15 protein-coding genes and 1 pseudogene are annotated in these 16,377 nt (G+C 72.7%); 7 read left to right on the top strand and 9 right to left on the bottom strand.

The window, feature by feature from the left end; genetic code table 11:
* The first annotated feature begins 1 nt into the window (after position 1).
* From ACWD1Z_RS22430 to ACWD1Z_RS22405, 6 genes and pseudogenes are all read left to right on the top strand, one after another.
* The gene (locus tag ACWD1Z_RS22430; protein ID WP_451121133.1) at positions 2 to 1,948 is read left to right on the top strand and encodes a fumarate reductase/succinate dehydrogenase flavoprotein subunit; all 1,947 of its coding nucleotides are present in this window, start codon (positions 2 to 4) and stop codon (positions 1,946 to 1,948) included.
* Positions 1,945 to 2,694 carry a succinate dehydrogenase/fumarate reductase iron-sulfur subunit gene (locus tag ACWD1Z_RS22425; protein ID WP_451121131.1) on the top strand — a complete coding sequence of 250 codons (750 nt, stop codon included), beginning with the start codon at positions 1,945 to 1,947 and terminating at the stop codon, positions 2,692 to 2,694. The genes ACWD1Z_RS22430 and ACWD1Z_RS22425 overlap by 4 nt, the downstream gene beginning before the upstream one ends.
* 103 nt (positions 2,695 to 2,797) lie before the next feature.
* Positions 2,798 to 3,823: a hypothetical protein gene (locus tag ACWD1Z_RS22420; protein WP_451121129.1), complete on the top strand. Its 1,026-nt coding sequence runs from the start codon at positions 2,798 to 2,800 to the stop codon at positions 3,821 to 3,823.
* 130 nt (positions 3,824 to 3,953) lie between these two features.
* A complete protein-coding gene (locus tag ACWD1Z_RS22415) occupies positions 3,954 to 4,727 on the top strand; it encodes a GNAT family N-acetyltransferase (protein WP_451121127.1) in 774 nt (257 codons plus the stop codon).
* A 5-nt stretch (positions 4,728 to 4,732) separates the two neighbouring features.
* Positions 4,733 to 5,683, top strand: coding sequence for a lysophospholipid acyltransferase family protein (locus ACWD1Z_RS22410; protein ID WP_451121125.1), 951 nt, complete (start codon positions 4,733 to 4,735; stop codon positions 5,681 to 5,683).
* 11 nt (positions 5,684 to 5,694) lie between these two features.
* Positions 5,695 to 6,749, top strand: a pseudogene (locus tag ACWD1Z_RS22405) (BtrH N-terminal domain-containing protein).
* On the opposite strand, the gene ACWD1Z_RS22400 reads toward ACWD1Z_RS22405, so the two are convergent.
* The 4 genes from ACWD1Z_RS22400 to ACWD1Z_RS22385 form a co-directional block, all read right to left on the bottom strand.
* Entirely contained in the window at positions 6,690 to 9,026 is a 2,337-nt protein-coding gene (locus tag ACWD1Z_RS22400) for an ATP-binding cassette domain-containing protein (protein ID WP_451121123.1), read from the bottom strand. The pseudogene ACWD1Z_RS22405 and the gene ACWD1Z_RS22400 overlap by 60 nt on opposite strands.
* A 95-nt stretch (positions 9,027 to 9,121) precedes the next feature.
* Complete coding sequence (locus tag ACWD1Z_RS22395; RefSeq protein ID WP_451121121.1) at positions 9,122 to 10,126, bottom strand: LLM class flavin-dependent oxidoreductase; 1,005 nt, start codon at positions 10,124 to 10,126, stop codon at positions 9,122 to 9,124.
* A gap of 59 nt (positions 10,127 to 10,185) precedes the next feature.
* Complete coding sequence (gene rpmF / locus ACWD1Z_RS22390) at positions 10,186 to 10,356, bottom strand: 50S ribosomal protein L32 (RefSeq protein ID WP_451121119.1); 171 nt, start codon at positions 10,354 to 10,356, stop codon at positions 10,186 to 10,188.
* Positions 10,357 to 10,430: 74 nt separating this feature from the next.
* Positions 10,431 to 10,832, bottom strand: a complete 402-nt coding sequence (locus tag ACWD1Z_RS22385; RefSeq protein ID WP_451121117.1) for a (2Fe-2S) ferredoxin domain-containing protein — start codon at positions 10,830 to 10,832, stop codon at positions 10,431 to 10,433.
* A 64-nt stretch (positions 10,833 to 10,896) separates the two neighbouring features.
* On the opposite strand from ACWD1Z_RS22385, the gene ACWD1Z_RS22380 reads away from it, so the two are divergent.
* Positions 10,897 to 11,388, top strand: a complete 492-nt coding sequence (locus ACWD1Z_RS22380; RefSeq protein ID WP_451121115.1) for a phosphatase domain-containing protein — start codon at positions 10,897 to 10,899, stop codon at positions 11,386 to 11,388.
* Between the two features lie 31 nt (positions 11,389 to 11,419).
* On the opposite strand, the gene ACWD1Z_RS22375 is transcribed toward ACWD1Z_RS22380, so the two are convergent.
* From ACWD1Z_RS22375 to egtA, 5 genes are all read right to left on the bottom strand, one after another.
* Positions 11,420 to 11,626 (bottom strand): dodecin, encoded by a 207-nt coding sequence (locus ACWD1Z_RS22375; RefSeq protein ID WP_451121113.1) that lies wholly within the window; start codon positions 11,624 to 11,626, stop codon positions 11,420 to 11,422.
* A 66-nt stretch (positions 11,627 to 11,692) separates the two neighbouring features.
* Positions 11,693 to 12,655, bottom strand: coding sequence for an L-histidine N(alpha)-methyltransferase (gene egtD / locus ACWD1Z_RS22370; protein WP_451121111.1), 963 nt, complete (start codon positions 12,653 to 12,655; stop codon positions 11,693 to 11,695).
* Entirely contained in the window at positions 12,652 to 13,443 is a 792-nt protein-coding gene (egtC, locus tag ACWD1Z_RS22365) for an ergothioneine biosynthesis protein EgtC (protein ID WP_451121109.1), read from the bottom strand. Before egtC ends, egtD begins: the two co-directional genes overlap by 4 nt.
* On the bottom strand, positions 13,443 to 14,759 hold the full coding sequence (gene egtB / locus ACWD1Z_RS22360) for an ergothioneine biosynthesis protein EgtB (RefSeq protein ID WP_451121108.1): 1,317 nt from the start codon (positions 14,757 to 14,759) through the stop codon (positions 13,443 to 13,445). Before egtB ends, egtC begins: the two co-directional genes overlap by 1 nt.
* Positions 14,756 to 16,051, bottom strand: coding sequence for an ergothioneine biosynthesis glutamate--cysteine ligase EgtA (gene egtA, locus ACWD1Z_RS22355; protein WP_451121106.1), 1,296 nt, complete (start codon positions 16,049 to 16,051; stop codon positions 14,756 to 14,758). The genes egtB and egtA overlap by 4 nt, the downstream gene beginning before the upstream one ends.
* Positions 16,052 to 16,377: the final 326 nt, after the last annotated feature.

Raw genomic sequence — 16,377 nt, 5'->3', positions numbered from 1 at the left:
GATGACCTACACCGACTACCAGACCGGCGAGCCGGTCGTCGACACCAAGGCGCCGAAGGGCCCGGTCAACGAGCGCTGGGACAAGCGCCGTTTCGAGGCCAAGCTGGTCAACCCCGCCAACCGGCGCAAGCACACGGTGATCGTCGTCGGCACCGGTCTGGCCGGCGGCTCGGCCGGCGCCACGCTCGCCGAACAGGGCTACCACGTCGTCCAGTTCTGCTACCAGGACTCCCCGCGCCGCGCCCACTCCATCGCCGCGCAGGGCGGCATCAACGCCGCGAAGAACTACCGCAACGACGGCGACTCCGTCCACCGGCTGTTCTACGACACCGTCAAGGGCGGCGACTTCCGGGCGCGGGAGTCCAACGTCCACCGCCTCGCGCAGATCTCGGTGGAGATCATCGACCAGTGCGTCGCCCAGGGCGTGCCCTTCGCCCGCGAGTACGGCGGCCTCCTCGACACCCGCTCCTTCGGCGGCGTCCAGGTCTCCCGGACCTTCTACGCCCGCGGCCAGACGGGCCAGCAGCTCCTCCTCGGCGCCTACCAGGCCCTCAGCCGGCAGATCGCCGCCGGGAACATTGAGATGCACCCGCGCACCGAGATGCTCGACCTGATCGTGGTGGACGGCCGGGCCCGCGGCATCGTCGCCCGGGACCTCGTCACCGGCAAGATCGACACGTACTTCGCCGACGCCGTCGTCCTCGCCAGCGGCGGCTACGGCAACGTCTTCTACCTGTCGACCAACGCCATGAACTCCAACGCCACCGCGATCTGGCGGGCCCACCGGCGCGGCGCCTACTTCGCCAACCCCTGCTTCACCCAGATCCACCCGACCTGCATCCCGCGCACCGGCGACCACCAGTCCAAGCTGACGCTGATGAGCGAGTCGCTGCGCAACGACGGCCGGATCTGGGTGCCGAAGGCCAAGGGCGACGACCGCCCCGCGAACAAGATCCCCGAGGACGAGCGCGACTACTACCTGGAGCGCATCTACCCGTCCTTCGGCAACCTCGTCCCCCGTGACATCGCCTCCCGCGCCGCGAAGAACGTCTGCGACGAGGGCCGCGGCGTGGGACCGGGCGGGCAGGGCGTCTACCTCGACTTCGCCGACGCCATCCAGCGCATGGGCCGCAAGGCCGTCGAGGCCAAGTACGGCAACCTCTTCGACATGTACCAGCGGATCACCGACGAGGATCCGTACCAGGTGCCGATGCGGATCTACCCCGCCGTGCACTACACGATGGGCGGACTGTGGGTCGACTACGACCTCCAGACCACCGTCCCCGGCCTGTTCGCGATCGGCGAGGCCAACTTCTCCGACCACGGCGCCAACCGCCTCGGCGCCTCCGCGCTGATGCAGGGCCTGGCCGACGGCTACTTCGTGCTGCCGGCGACCATCAACGACTACCTGGCCAGGAACCCGCACCAGGAAGCGGTCACCCCCGACCACCCCGTCGTCCAGGACGTGCTGGCCGAGACCGAGGACCGGATCAACCTCCTGCTCTCGGTGAACGGCGACCGCACCCCCGACTCCTTCCACCGCGAAGTCGGCGAACTCATGTGGGAGTTCTGCGGCATGGCCCGCACCGACTCCGGGCTGCGCAAGGCGCTGGAGCGCATCCCGCAGATCCGCGAGGAGTTCTGGCGGCGCATCAAGGTGCCCGGCACCGGCGAGGAGTTCAACCAGTCGCTGGAGAAGGCCAACCGCGTCGTCGACTACCTGGAGCTCGCCGAGCTGATGTGCCTCGACGCGCTGCACCGCGCCGAGTCCTGCGGCGGCCACTTCCGCGAGGAGTCCCAGACCCCCGACGGCGAGGCCGAGCGCCGCGACGACGAGTTCTCCTACGCGGCCGCCTGGGAGTTCACCGGGACCGGCGAGGCGCCGACCCTGCACAAGGAAGACCTGGTCTTCGAGTACGTCCACCCCACTCAGCGGAGCTACGCATGAAGCTCACCCTGCGCGTCTGGCGGCAGAAGAACGCCGACGCCGACGGCGCCATGTCCACGTACGAGGTGGACGGGATCTCCAAGGACATGTCGTTCCTGGAGATGCTCGACACGCTCAACGAAGAGCTCATCCTGCGCGGCGAGGACCCGGTCGCCTTCGACCACGACTGCCGCGAGGGCATCTGCGGCGCCTGTTCCCTGGTCATCAACGGCGACGCGCACGGCCCCGAGCGGACCACCACGTGTCAGCTGCACATGCGGTCCTTCAAGGACGGCGACACCATCGACATCGAGCCGTGGCGGGCGTCCGCGTTCCCGGTGATCAAGGACCTGGTGGTGGACCGGTCGGCGTTCGACCGGATCATCCAGGCCGGCGGCTACATCACCGCGCCCACCGGGGCGGCGCCCGAGGCGCACGCGACTCCGGTGCCCAAGCCGGACGCCGACTTCGCCTTCGAGCACGCCGAGTGCATCGGCTGCGGGGCCTGCGTCGCCGCCTGTCCGAACGGCGCGGCGATGCTGTTCACCTCCGCCAAGGTCAACCACCTCAACGTGCTGCCCCAGGGCGCCCCCGAGCGGGAGACCCGGGTGCTGCACATGGTGGCCCAGATGGACGACGAGGGATTCGGCGGCTGCACGCTGGCCGGCGAGTGCGCCACGGCCTGCCCCAAGGGCATCCCGCTGGTCTCCATCACCAGCATGAACAAGGAGTGGCTGCGGGCCACCCGCAAGGCGGGCAAGCGGTAGCGCCGCGGGCCAGGTGAACGTTCGCCGACAGGTGCGGACGAGCGGGGCCGGGAGGGTGCTCCCCGGCCCCGTTTCGCCTGACCGGGCTCGCTACGCTGCCCGTATGATCATGGGAAGTCGCCGGCGGGAGCGGTTCGTCGAGGCCGTCGGCCGTTTCGAGGCCGCCGTGCGCGCACAGGAACCGGACCGGGCGGAAGACGCGTTCCACGAGCTGTACCGGAGCTTCCGGGACGCGGCACCCCAGGAGGTCGTCCAGGCCGCGCCGCGCCTGGCCGCGCTGCTGCCCGAGGTGCCCCCGGGACCGCGCGCCACCCTGGCCGTCATCGTCGGCGCCTGCGTGGAGCGCGGCGCCGACCCGGCGCCCTGCGCGCCGTACGTCTTCGTGGAGCTGGCCGAGACGCTGGCCGCCGTGGGGGAGTTCTGCGAGCGCTGGGCGCAGACCGGCGGCGGGGACTTCCCCGATCCGAAGCCCGGCGAGGCGGACCCGGCACTCTTCGAGCGCGTGGGACCGGAACCGGCGCTGGCCTGGCTGTCGATGCCCCAGTGGGAGATGGCGTCCCTCGCCATGCTCAACCACCCGGCCGTGCGCACCGCGCTGGACGGCTCGCTGCGGGCCCGGCTGCTGCGGGCGGTGCGGACCGTGGCGGAGGCGACGGGCCACGGGTTCAAGTGCCTGACGTACGCCCTGCTCGTCCTCGACGACGAGCCGCTGGTCGTGCTGCACCGCCCCACCGGCACCGGCTACCGGCTGCGGATGAGCGGGATCGGCGACAACTTCCAGCTGCACACCCTGCTCGCCGACGTCCTCGTCGGCGGCGGGCATGTGCCCGGCCGGGCCCCCTCACCGCAGGAAGCGGCGGTGTGCCGGGACGCGCCGGGGCAGGTGCACACCGTGGGATCGTTCAACCTGGTGACGCCCGGCGGGGAGTGGGTGTGGAACGAGGGCACGCCCACCGACATCCCGGTCGTCGACGGCGTACGCCTGCTCGTCCTCGACCCGCCGCCCTACGAGCGCAGCTGGCCCTCGGGCCGGTTCTTCCCGCACATGAGAGGCGACCTCGTCCTGGAGCGGGTGCTCGACGCCGCGGAGACACGGTACTGGCTGGAGGGGTGCGCGCCGCCCCGGTGACGGCGGCCCGAGCGTTCCGTTCAACAACCTCACATCCCCGCTCCTGACGCCGGTCACGCCCCGGACGCCCGGTGTCGGAAGAACTGGTTCGGCCGCTCAACCGTCCCCGGCCCGTGACCAGGAGTCAGCCATGACCGGCGTTTCCACGCTCGACCGCCCCCCGCAGCCGGCGGCCCCCACCCGCTACACCGTCAGCGTCGCCCGCACCGAGGACGACGTGCGGGCCGCCCAGCGGCTGCGGCACGACGTCTTCGCCGGGGAGATGGGCGCCCTGCTGTCCACCCCCCAGCCGGGACACGACATCGACGCCTTCGACGCGTACTGCGACCACCTGCTGGTCCGGGACACGTTCACCGACCAGGTCGTGGGCACCTACCGGCTGCTGCCCCCGGACCGCGCCGCGGTCGCCGGGCGGCTCTACTCCGAGGGCGAGTTCGACCTGTCGCCCCTCGACCCGATCCGGCCGGGCCTGGTCGAGGTGGGGCGCTCCTGTGTCCACCCCGACCACCGCGACGGCGCGGTCATCGGCCTGATCTGGGCCGGCATAGCCCGCTACATGGTGGACAACGGCCACGAGTGGCTGGCCGGCTGCTGCTCCGTCCCGCTCGCCGACGGCGGCGCCCTCGCGGCCGGCACCTGGGACCGGGTGCGGGACAAGCACCTGGCGCCCGAGGAGTACCGGGTCCGTCCGCTGCTGCCCTGGAACGCCGAGGGCGTGGCCCGTCCCGAGGGCCGTACCGAACTGCCCCCGCTGCTGCGCGGCTACCTCCGCCTCGGTGCCTGGGTCTGCGCGGAACCCGCGCACGACCCGGACTTCGGGGTCGCCGACCTGTACGTGCTGCTGTCGATGCGCCGGGTCAACGCGCGCTATCTGAAGCACTTCCTCTCGCTCGTCCCGGCCTGATGAACATGCTGCGCACGGTGCCGGTGGGGGTGCGGGTCCTGCCCCCGCGGCGGGAGCGCCGGGCGGCGGCGGTCGTGCCCCGCCCGGTCGTGCCGTCGAGCGCCTGGCTGCCGACCGCGCCCTGCTCCCCGCAGGTCTGCGTCGCCTCCGCCCGCTCCCTGGCGGACGTGCCGCGCGCGGCGCTGCGGCTCGGGGCGCTGCTGGTCACGCTGCTCGTGGGCATCGCCCTGCTGCCGGTGTTCGGGGCCGTCCCCGCCGCCCGCCGGGACCCGCTGATCCGCGGGTGGAGCCGGGCCGTGGTCCGGGCCGCCGGGGTGCGCGTGCGCATCACCGGCACGGCGGCGCCCCAGGGCGGTCTGCTGCTGGTCGCCAACCACATCTCGTGGCTGGACATCCCGCTGCTCGCGGCGGTGCGCCCGGCCCGAATGCTGGCCAAGGCGGAGATCCGGCGCTGGCCGGTGGCGGGCGGGCTCACCGCGAGCAGCGGCGCCCTGTTCATCGAGCGGGACCGGCTGCGCGCGCTGCCGGACACGGTCGCCCGGATCGCCGGGACCCTGCGCTCCGGTGCCGCGGTGGTCGCCTTCCCGGAGGGCAGCACCTGGTGCGGCCGGGCGCAGGGCCCCTTCCGCCGGGCGGTGTTCCAGGCCGCGCTGGACGCCGGTGTGGCGGTGCAGCCGGTGCGGCTGCGCTACCGGTTCGACGGCGGCCCGGCGAGCACCCTGCCCGCCTTCGTCGGGGAGGACTCCCTGCTCTCCTCGGTGTGGCGGGTGGTCACGGCCCGCCACCTGGTCGCCGAGGTCGAGATCCGCCCCGAGATCCCGGCGGGCACCCACCCCGACCGCCGTTCCCTGGCACAGGCGGCCCAGCCGCGGCCGACCGGAGGAGAACTCGCCTGGGCGCACGCGGCGCTGGCGGCGGAGGGGTTCCGAGGGCCGAGGGGGCGCGCGGGACAGTAAGAATGAGCGGCATGACGATGGTGAAGGACATCGACGTCCGCGGTATGCAGCACTGCGAGACGACGGCGCTCGGCGTGTTGTTGCGGCATGAGGGACTCGACTTGTCCGAGCCCATGCTGTTCGGGCTCGGCGCCGGGCTGTCCTTCCTCTACTGGGACAGCAAAGCCATGGGCTTCCCCTTCCTGGGAGGCCGCGTCAAGCCGTTCGAGCTCACCAGGAACCTGGCCGCCGAACTCGGGCTCGAACTGCTGGTCAGGGAGACCACCTCGCCCCGCAAGGCGTGGCAGGACGTGGCAGGACCCCTCGACGCCGGCCGGCCGGTCGGCCTGCAGCTCGACAGCTACCACCTGGACTACTTCAGTACCAAGGTGCACTTCGGCGGGCACGTCGTGGCCATGTACGGCTACGACGAACAGGACGCCTACCTGGTGGACACCGCCGCGCAGGGCGGAGCCGTCTCGACCGGGCTCGCCGGGCTGGCCAGGGCCAGAGCCGAGCGCGGCCCCATGACCGCCAGGCACCGCTCCTTCACCATCACGGCACCCGGCAACCCGCCGCCACCGCAGGACCGGATCATCCCCGCGGTCAAGAAGTGCGCCGACGCCTTCCTGAACCCACCCATCGCGAACCTGGGCCACCGGGGCATCGAGAAAGCGGCCGGAGAAGTACCGAAGTGGCTGCGGCGCAGCGCGAATCCGCGGGAGGACCTGCCCCGGGCGGCCGTTCTCATGGAGAAGGCCGGCACCGGCGGCGCCCTGTTCCGCACTCTCTACTGGGACTTCCTCGCCGAGTGCGCCCAGCTGATCGACGACAGCCACCTGCGCACCGGGCACCGCCTGTACACCGAGGCCGCCACCCTCTGGACCCAGGTGGCCGCACTCGTCGCGACAGCGGGGAATCGGGCGACCTGGGGAACCTGGAGCGGGCCGGCACCATCCTCCACGAGCTCGCCCGCATCGAACGCGACGCGATGCGCGCCCTCAGCCTGCTCCAGGAGCCTGATCGGCTAGGACGCCGCCATCGCGCGGGCCAGGTACCCCGCCGTGGCGCTCCCCTCCGCCCGTGACACCTCCGCCGGCGGCCCCGTCGCCACGATGCGGCCGCCCGCGTCGCCGCCGCCGGGGCCGAGGTCGATCACCCAGTCCGCGTCCGCCACCACCGCCATGTCGTGCTCGACGACGACCACGGTGTGCCCGGCGTCGACCAGGCCGTGCAGCTGCCGCATCAGCACCTCGACGTCGGCCGGGTGGAGGCCGGTCGTCGGCTCGTCGAGGAGGTACAGGGTGTGCCCGCGCCGGCCGCGCTGGAGTTCGCTCGCCAGCTTGATCCGCTGGGCCTCGCCGCCGGACAGCTCGGTCGCGGGCTGCCCGAGCCGCAGATAGCCGAGGCCGACGTCGAGCAGCGTGCCGAGGCTGCGGGCGACGGACGGGGTGTCCGCGAAGAAGTCCGCCGCCGCCTCCACCGTGAGGTCCAGCACCTGCGCGATGTTCCGCCCCCGGTAGGTCACTTCCAGCGTCTCGGGGCGGTAGCGCGCGCCCCCGCAGTCGGGGCACGCCGCGTACGTGCTCGGCAGGAACAGCAGCTCGACGCTGACGAACCCCTCGCCCTGACAGGTCTCGCAGCGCCCGCCGGCGACGTTGAAGGAGAACCGGCCGACGCCGTAACCCCGCTGCCGTGCCTGGTCCGTGGCCGCGAACGCCTTCCGCACGACGTCCAACAGGCCCGTGTAGGTGGCGAGGTTGGAGCGCGGGGTGCGCCCGATGGGCTTCTGGTCGACGCAGACCAGACGTCCGACGCCCGCGAGGTCCTCCGTGATCTCCCCGATCAGGGTGGACTTCCCGGACCCGGAGACCCCGGTGACCGCCGTGAACGCCCCGAGCGGGAACTCGGCCGTCACCGCGCGCAGGTTGTGCCGGGTGACCGGGCCGACCTTCAACTGCCCGGTGGGCGTGCGTACTTCGCGTACGGGGGCGGGGGCGCGGTCGAAGAGGAAACGGGCCGTCGCCGACTCCTCGACCGCGGCGAGGTGTTCCGGCGGTCCGCTGTAGAGCACCTGCCCGCCGTGCTCGCCCGCGCGTGGGCCCACGTCCACCAGCCAGTCGGCGCCGCGCATCACGTCCAGCTGGTGCTCCACCACGAACACCGAGTTCCCGGCGGCCTTCAGCCGTGCCAGCACCGTCAGCAGCGCCTCCGTGTCCGCCGGGTGCAGTCCGGCGGACGGCTCGTCGAGGACGTAGACGACGCCGAAGAGCCCGGAGCGCAGTTGGGTGGCCAGGCGCAGCCGCTGGAGTTCGCCCGCGGAGAGGGTGGGGGTGGCGCGGTCGAGGCTGAGGTAGCCGAGGCCCAGCTCCAGGACCGGGGCGATCCGGGAGTTGAGGTCCTCGGTGAGGACGCGGGCGGTCTCCGAGGTGCCGGGCTGGATCCCGGCGAGCTCGACCAGGGGCAGCGCCGCGAGGTCGGCGATCGTCCGGCCCGCGAAGGTCACCGCGAGGGCCTCCGGGCGCAGCCTGCTGCCGCCGCAGGCCGGACAGGGCGCACTGGCCAGGAAGCGCTCCGCCTTGGCGCGCAGGGTCGCGCTCTTGGAGTCGGAGAACGTCTTCATGACATACCGCCGGGCGCTCATGTACGTGCCCTGGTACGGCCGCTGGATCCGGTCGGCGTCCCGCACCGGATGCACCGTGACGACCGGCTGCTCGTCGGTGAACAGGATCCACTCCCGCTGCTCGGCCGGCAGCTCCCGCCAGGGCCGGTCCACGTCGTGGCCGAGCGCGTCGAGGATGTCCCGCAGGTTCTTGCCCTGCCAGGCGCCCGGCCAGGCGGCGACGGCACCGTCCCGGATCGACAGCGAGGGGTCGGGGACCAGCAACTGCTCGGTCGTACGGTGGACCTGTCCGAGACCGTGGCACTCGGGGCAGGCCCCGGCCGCCGTGTTGGGGGAGAAGGCGTCGGAGTCGAGCCGTTCGGCGCCCGGCGGGTAGTCGCCCGCGCGGGAGAACAGCATGCGCAGCGAGTTGGAGAGGTTGGTGACCGTGCCGACCGAGGAGCGGGAGGTGGGCGCCGAGCGGCGCTGCTGGAGGGAGACCGCGGGCGGCAGTCCGGTGATCTCCCCGACCTTCGGCGCCCCCACCTGGTGGATCAGCCTGCGCGCGTACGGCGCCACCGACTCGAAGTAGCGGCGCTGCGCCTCGGCGTAGATCGTGCCGAAGGCGAGCGAGGACTTCCCCGAACCGGAGACGCCGGTGAACACGGCCAGCACGTCCCGCGGGATGTCGACGTCCACGCCCTTCAGGTTGTGCTCACGGGCGCCCCGGACACGGACGTACGGGTCGTGAGGGTCGGGCATGGAGCAGACTCCGTGGATCGAGGGGACAAACTCCACAATTCTACGGGACCGGCCCGAAGAGCCGTACGCGGTCCACGACGCCGAGGCGGCATCGGTCACTCGGGAAGTCCTCTGATCCCGGCGAGGCGGCGGTAGGAGTCCAGCAGGGACGGACGGTCGTAGGTGCTGGTGGTGACCAGGATTTCCTGGGCGCCCGTCTCCTTCAACAGGATGTCCAGCTCGTCCGCTACCTGCTCCTCGGTGCCGGCGATGTGGCCGGTGAGGCCCTGTTCGTAGAAGCCGCGCTCCTTGGCGGTCATGGCCAGGGTCTCGACGCGTTCGGCGGGCGGCAGGGGCGGGAAGCTGCCGTGCGTGCGGGAGTACGCCATCGACCAGGCCTCCGGGATCAGCAGGCGCCGGGCCTCCTCGGGGGTGGCGGCCACGGCGATCGTGCCGGAGACGACGACGTAGGGTTCCGCGGCCCAGGGGGAGGGGCGGAAGGTCGCGCGGTAGTGATCGATGCCGCGCTGCATCTTCGGGCGGTTCCTGAGGTCACCGATGACCAGGGGCAGCCCGGCGCGGGCCGCGATGGTGGCGCCTTCCCCCATCGCGAGCACGAACGCCGGCACGGTCAGCCCCTCGGCGGGGCGCGCGTGCACCCCGGTGGGCGAGGTGCCCCGGAACCAGCCGAGCAGTTCGTCGAGTTGCCCGGCGAAGTCCTCGGCGTCGTCCTTGTCCCGGCCCAGCGCCCTGCGCACCCCGTCGGTGAAGCCGACGGAACGGCCGAGGCCCATGTCGATCCGGCCCGGGAAGAGGGACTCCAGTACCCCGAACTGCTCCGCGACGACGAGGGGCTGGTGGTTGGGCAGCATCACCCCGCCGGTCCCCACCCGGATCGTGCGGGTGGCCGAGGCGACCGCGGCGGCCAGCACGGTCGGGGCGGACCCGGCGACGCCGGGCACGCCATGGTGTTCCGAGACCCACAGCCGGTGGTAGCCGAGCCCCTCCAGCTCCCGCGCCAGGGCAACGGTGTCACGCAGCGCCTCGCCGTTCGAATGGCCCTCGCGGGTGCGGGAGCGGTCGAGGACGGAGAAGCGGGTCTGCGCGATCACGGAACTCATACCTGGTACAACACCGGGCCGACGCCAGGATTCCTTCCCCCGCGTGACCGCTTCTCCGCTCAGCCCTCGGGGTGCAGCAGCCCCCGCTCGTAGGCCCTGACCAGGTGCTGCGGCACCAGGTGCCGGACGCCGTCGACGGTGACCGGCACCAGGGCCGGGGTGGCGGCCTTCCACTGCGCTCGGCGGTGGCGGGTGTTGCTGCGGGACATCTTCCGCTTGGGGACGGCCATGACGAACCTCCTCGGTGGGTGAACGCCGAGGACGCTACATGAAAATGGATCCCATTAACAATTGCGTCCGGTGGTCAGCGGCGGGAGCGGACCCGGGCGTCCTTCGGCGGGTCGATGAACTGCAGCTCCAGCGCGACCGGCGGCTCGGCCACGCCGGGTCCGCCGGCCGCCAGCCAGCGCACGACCTCCTCGGTGCTGTCGTCATCCGAGGCGAACCCCACCCACGTCGGCCGCCCCCCGGCCCGCCGGCCCGCCGCCGAGGGACCGACGACGATGACATTGGCCTGATCACAGGGGCCCAGGCAGTCGGTCGTACGGATCCGGAAGCCGTGCTCCGCCGCTGCGGCGCGCAGCACCTCCAGCTGCCCCTCGTGATCGGTGCCCGGGTGCTTGCGGGCGTTGCCGCAGCAGCAGCCGCGGCAGACCACGAGCGTGCAGGCGGAGGCGGACAGGGACGTGCGGCGCGTCAAAGGCATGACAGAAGTGTGGCGCCTGCCGCGGCCGCCCCGGTCACCGGGCGGCCTGCGTAGGGTGGACGGCGTGACCGACAGCAGCAAGCGCCCGCTCGCCGTGTTCGACCTCGACAACACGCTCGCCGACACCACCCACCGGCAGCGGTTCCTGGAGTCCAGGCCCCGTGACTGGGACGCCTTCTTCGCGGCCGCGCCCGCGGACCCGCCGATCCCCGAGGGCATCGCGCTGGTGCTGGACAGCGCCGAGGAGTGCGAGGTCGTCTATCTGACCGGGCGGCCCGAACGCTGCCGTGCGGACACCCTGGAGTGGCTCGCGGCCCAGGAACTGCCCGAGGGCCGTGTGTACATGCGGCGCGACACCGACCGCAGGCCCGCCCGGCGCACCAAGCTGGAGATCCTCCGCCGCCTGGCCAGGACCCGTCGGATCCGGGTCCTGGTGGACGACGACGAGCTGGTGTGCGCGGACGCCGAGCAGGCCGGGTTCACCGTCGTACGGGCGCGCTGGACCGCCCCTTCCGCCGCGCTGAAGACCGCGCAGGAGCGGGAGGGGCGGACCTGAGCGGACCGGGCGGCACCGCCCGCCGGCCGGTCTACTCCAGGCGGAAGCCGACCTTCATGGTCACCTGCCAGTGCGCGATCTGCCCGTCGTTCAGCTGGCCGCGCACCTCGGTCACCTCGAACCAGTCCAGGTTGCGCAGGGTCTGCGAAGCCCGCTCGATACCGTTGCGGATGGCCTGGTCCACGCCCTCGGGCGAGGTGCCGACGATATCCGTGACCCGGTAGGTGTGGTTCGACATGTGGGTGCTCCTCTCACACGCGTCATTCCACGGTGCCCCACGGCGGGACATCGCGCGAGCCGTCCGTCACCGGGCCACGCTCAGCGACAGCGCGAACCGGCCGTCTTGGTCCGTCCACCAGTAGGTCAGCTCCAGCCCCGCAGCGGACAGTTCGCCGCGCACGCCCTCCTTGCGGAACTTCGCCGACACCTCGGTGTGCAGTTCCTCGCCGGCCGCGAAGTCGACGGCGAGGTCCAGGGCGGGCACCTTCACCGTCTGCGCGGTCAGGGACCGCAGCCGCATCTCGATCCACTCGTGGCCGGCGTCCCACAGCGCCACGTGCGCGAAGGCGCCGGGATCGAAGTCGGCGCCCAGTTCCCGGTTGACGACGGTCAGGACGTTCTTGTTGAACGCGGCCGTCACCCCGGCCGCGTCGTCGTAGGCCCTGACCAGCACCTGCTCGTCCTTGACCAGGTCAGTGCCGAGCAGCAGGGCGTCCCCCGGCGCCATCAGCGCGCGGACCCGGGCGAGGAAGGCCGCCCGCTCGGCGGGCAGCAGGTTGCCGATCGTGCCGCCGAGGAACGCCATCAGCCGGGGGCCCGGTGTGTCGGGCAGGGTGAGCCCGCCGGTGAAGTCGGCGATCAGCGCGTGCACGTCCAGGGCGGGCCGCTCCTCGATGAGGGCGTGCCCGGCCTGGGTGAGGGCGCTCTCGCTGACGTCGACGGGGACGTACGTGTGCAGTTCGGTGAGCGCGTCGATGACGTACCGGGTCTTCTCCGAGGAGCCGGAGCCGAGTTCGACCAGGGTGCGGGCGCGGGTGGCCGCGGCGATCTCGTCGGCACGGTCGATCAGGATCTCCCGTTCGGCACGCGTGGGGTAGTACTCGGGCAACTCCGTGATCTGCTCGAACAGTTCGCTGCCGTGGGCGTCGTAGAACCACTTCGGCGGGAGTGTCTTCGGGGTGCGGGTCAGGCCGTGCAGGACGTCGGCGCGCAGGGCGGCCTCCGTGGCGTCCTCGGGCAGCTGGCGGGTGAGAAGGAACGGGCTCACGTGCGGGGCTCCTTCGACGGTGCGGGGGCCGAGGACTCGCCCGGCTCCTTCAGCGGAGTGAGAGTGACGTCCGTGCGGCTCGCGACGAGGAGCGTGCGGTCCGGGACCTCGTGCCAGAGCGGATCGTCGTCGTACGGTTCGGAGGCCACGACCGTGCCGCGGCCGGGTGCGGTGAGGTACCACAGCGTGTCGCCCCAGGCGGTCGCCGTGATGCTGTCGCCGCTGGTCAGCAGCAGGTTCAGCCGGGCGTCCGGGGCCGCCTCGGCGACCTCCCGGACGGTGTCGGCCAGGGCCTGGGCCTCGCCGTCCCCGGCGCGCAGCCGGGCCAGGACCAGTGCCCACACGAACGCCGAGTCGTTGCGGGCCTCCAGCGACAGCAGGTCCGTCGCGGACAGGGTCCCGGCGAGCGGTGCGAGGGAGCCGGGCCAGCCCGGGACGGCGCCGTTGTGGCTGAACAGCCAGGTGCCGGAGGCGAAGGGCGCCGCCGCGGCCTCGGCGTCCGCCCCGGAGAGCGTCGCGTCCCGCACCGCGGCCAGCAGGGACGTCGTCCTGACGACGCGGGCGAGATCGGCGAAGGACAGGTCCGCCCAGATCGGCCCGGCCCGCCGGTACCGGGCCGGCACCGGATCACCGGCCGCGTACCAGCCGACGCCGAAGCCGTCGGCGTTGACCGTCCCGTACCGCTGCCGTCCGGGGGCCCAGGACTGGCGGTACAGGGCGTGCGGGGGGTGCACCAGGCAGTCGGCGAGCGGCAGCTCGGGCCCCAGATACGCCACATGACGGCACATCAGACGCCCTCCGAGCGGGCCGTGCGGAACCCGGCGAAGATCTGCCGGCGGATCGGGTAGTCCCAGTTGCGGAACGTGCCCCGGCAGGCGACCGCGTCCACGGCGAACGAACCGCCGCGCAGCACCTTGTGGTCCGGCCCGAAGAACACCTCCGAGTACTCCTTGTACGGAAAGGCGACGAACCCGGGGTAGGGCAGGAAGTCGCTCGCCGTCCACTCCCACACATCGCCGATCAACTGCCGCACGCCGAGCGGGGATTCGCCCTCGGGGTAGCTGCCGACCGGCGCCGGGCGCAGATGGCGCTGGCCGAGGTTGGCGTGCTCGGGGGCCGGGTCGGCGTCCCCCCAGGGGTAGCGGGCGGAGCGGTCGCCGGCCGGGTCGTGGCGGGCGGCCTTCTCCCACTCGGCCTCGGTGGGCAGCCGGCGTCCGGCCCAGCGGGCGTAGGCGTCGGCCTCGTACCAGCACACGTGCAGCACCGGCTCGTCGGGCGGTACGACCTCGGTGACCCCGAACCGGCGCCGGAGCCACTGCTTGCCGTCCCGCCGCCAGAACAGCGGCGCCTGGATGGCGTGCTGCCGGATGTGGGCCCACCCCGCCGGGGCCCACCAGCGCTCGTTGTCGTAGCCGCCGTCCTCGATGAACGCCTGGTAGGCGCCGTTGGAGACGGGCGTGGTGTCGATGAAGAAGGGCGCCACCTCGCGCCGGTGCGCGGGCCGTTCGTTGTCCAGCGCCCACGGCTCGGTGGAGGTGCCCATGGTGAACGGGCCGCCGGGGACCAGGACTTCGGCCGGACCGGTGAACAGCTCGGCCGGTTCCGGGTCCGGGGCGGTGAGGGCCTGCGGCCCCTTGCGCAGCTGATGGGTGATCAGCATGGTCTCGTCGTGCTGCTGTTCGTGCTGGGCGATCATCCCGAAGGCGAAGCCCGCCTCGGTCAGCCGGGTGCCGTGGAACGCGGTGCTCTCCAGCAGGTCCAGGACCCGGCCGCGCACGTCGGCGGCGTACCGGCGGGCCTCGGCGGGCGGCAGCAGCGGCAGGGTGGGGCGCTCGGAGCGGGGGTGCTCGAAGGCGTCGTAGAGGCTGTCGATCTCGGGGCGCATGGCCTCCCGGCCCGCCACGGCCCGCAGCAGCCACTGCTCCTCCTGGTTGCCGATGTGCGCCAGGTCCCACACCAGCGGCGACATCAGCGGGGAGTGCTGCGCGGTGAGGTCGGGATCCTCGACGCACGAGGTGAGCAGGGTGGTGCGGTCCCGCGCGGTGACCAGCGTGGTCACGGCCCGCTCCCGGAGCGTCTCGGGATCGATGGCGGGGTCGGTCATGTGCGGATGTCCTTCCCGGGCAGGCGGTCGAGCAGGTCGTCGGCGGGACATCGGCCCCGGGCGATGTAGCGGTCCCGGTAGGCCGCGACGGCTTCCGTGACCTCGGGGGTGGCACCCATCCTGGGCAGCGCCTCCAGCGCGGCGGCGAAGCAGATGACGGCGGCCTCGTGCAGCTCGGGGTCGCTCATCGCGTGCCGGGCCGCGTCGGTCCACAGCGGGTTGTGCGGCGCGGGCACCGGCACCGCCCGCTCGGCCAGCGGCTTCACCGCGCGGTAGGCGGTCTCCGCGGCCGCGGGGTCGTCGAACAGGGCCGCCGTCACGGCGAGCGGGACGATCCAGCCGTCCTCGCCCGGCTGCGCGTCGATCATGCGCAGCTCCAGATGGCCCCGCGGTCTCACCGGCGGGAACAGGGTCGTCAGGTGATAGCCGAGGTCCTCCCGGGTGGGCGGTCTCGGCAGCGCCGACCTGGTCCACTCCCGGAAGGTGAGTTCCTCCGGGACCTCCCACGGTCCGCTGTCCTGGCGTACGCACATCACCGGCGCGTCCAGCACATGCCGGGCCCACGCGGCGCGCGGGTCGCCGTCCAGCGGGGGAGCGCCCGCCCGGCCCTCGCCGATCTCCATCCACAGCAGCTGCCGGGTGGAGCGCCAGCCGGTGGGTTCGCTCCCGGCGAGGGGGGAGTTGGCGAAGGCCGCCACCAGGACCGCGCCGAGCTGGTGGGCGAGCCACCAGCGCCGTACGTGCCCCAGCGGGCCCGGCTCCTCGTGGCCGGCGTCGAGGCAGACCTGGACGGAGGCCGAGGTGCACATCATGGCGCGCCCGGCCGGACCTCTGCGGTCCAGGCATGCCTCCATGGCGTCGTAGCGAGGCTCGCGCAGATAGCGGCGGGGTTCGTGCCAGGGATCCTGGCCGATGCCGACCAGTCCGAGACCGTGCTCGCGCAGGGCCGCGCGGACGGCGTCGAGGTCGGCGGAGACGGTACCGATACACTCCATCAGGGAGGCGGCGGGCGGCGAGCTGAGCTCCAGCTGGCCGCCGGGCTCGACGGTGAGCGCCGACCTCAGGGGCACGGTCCGCAGGGCGGCGTAGGCCGCCCGCAGTCGTTCGGGTGTGACGGGGAGCTGCGGGCTGCGCAGCTCGTGGACGAGCCATTCCACCTCGACCCCGAGGGTGCGCGGCGGGCCGGTCTTGAAGCAGATGCCGCGGACGAGGGCCTCGACCTCCGCCTCGGACACCGAGGTCCGGGGCTTGGTACAGCCGCTCGGCGGCGAACCGCTGGATGAATCTGGCATATCGGAATCCTCCTGATATTCCACCATGCCACCGGCCCGGCATTTCGGGTGGGCCGGGACGGCACACTCGTCCCACCCAAGACGCTGAGAGGGCTCCGCACAAGGGCGCCTCCCGGGATGTTCCGGATCGGACACATCGAGTTCCCGCCGGTTTCCGGGCCCGTTCGCGGGCCGGAAAAACTCCGTTGCACCACCCGTGGCCCATCGCCCACGATGCGTACATGAGCACGACGGGGGAGTGCGCCCGGCGCGCGCTCATGGCGCTCACGGGGGTGGCGCCATGAGCGCGCGCCTGCGGGAGCTCGCACAGCAGACGGAACGACGAC

Source organism: Streptomyces sp. NPDC002784 (assembly GCF_053592135.1).
Note: the sequence above shows the minus strand (reverse complement) of the source record. Positions and strands in the feature narration are given on the sequence as shown.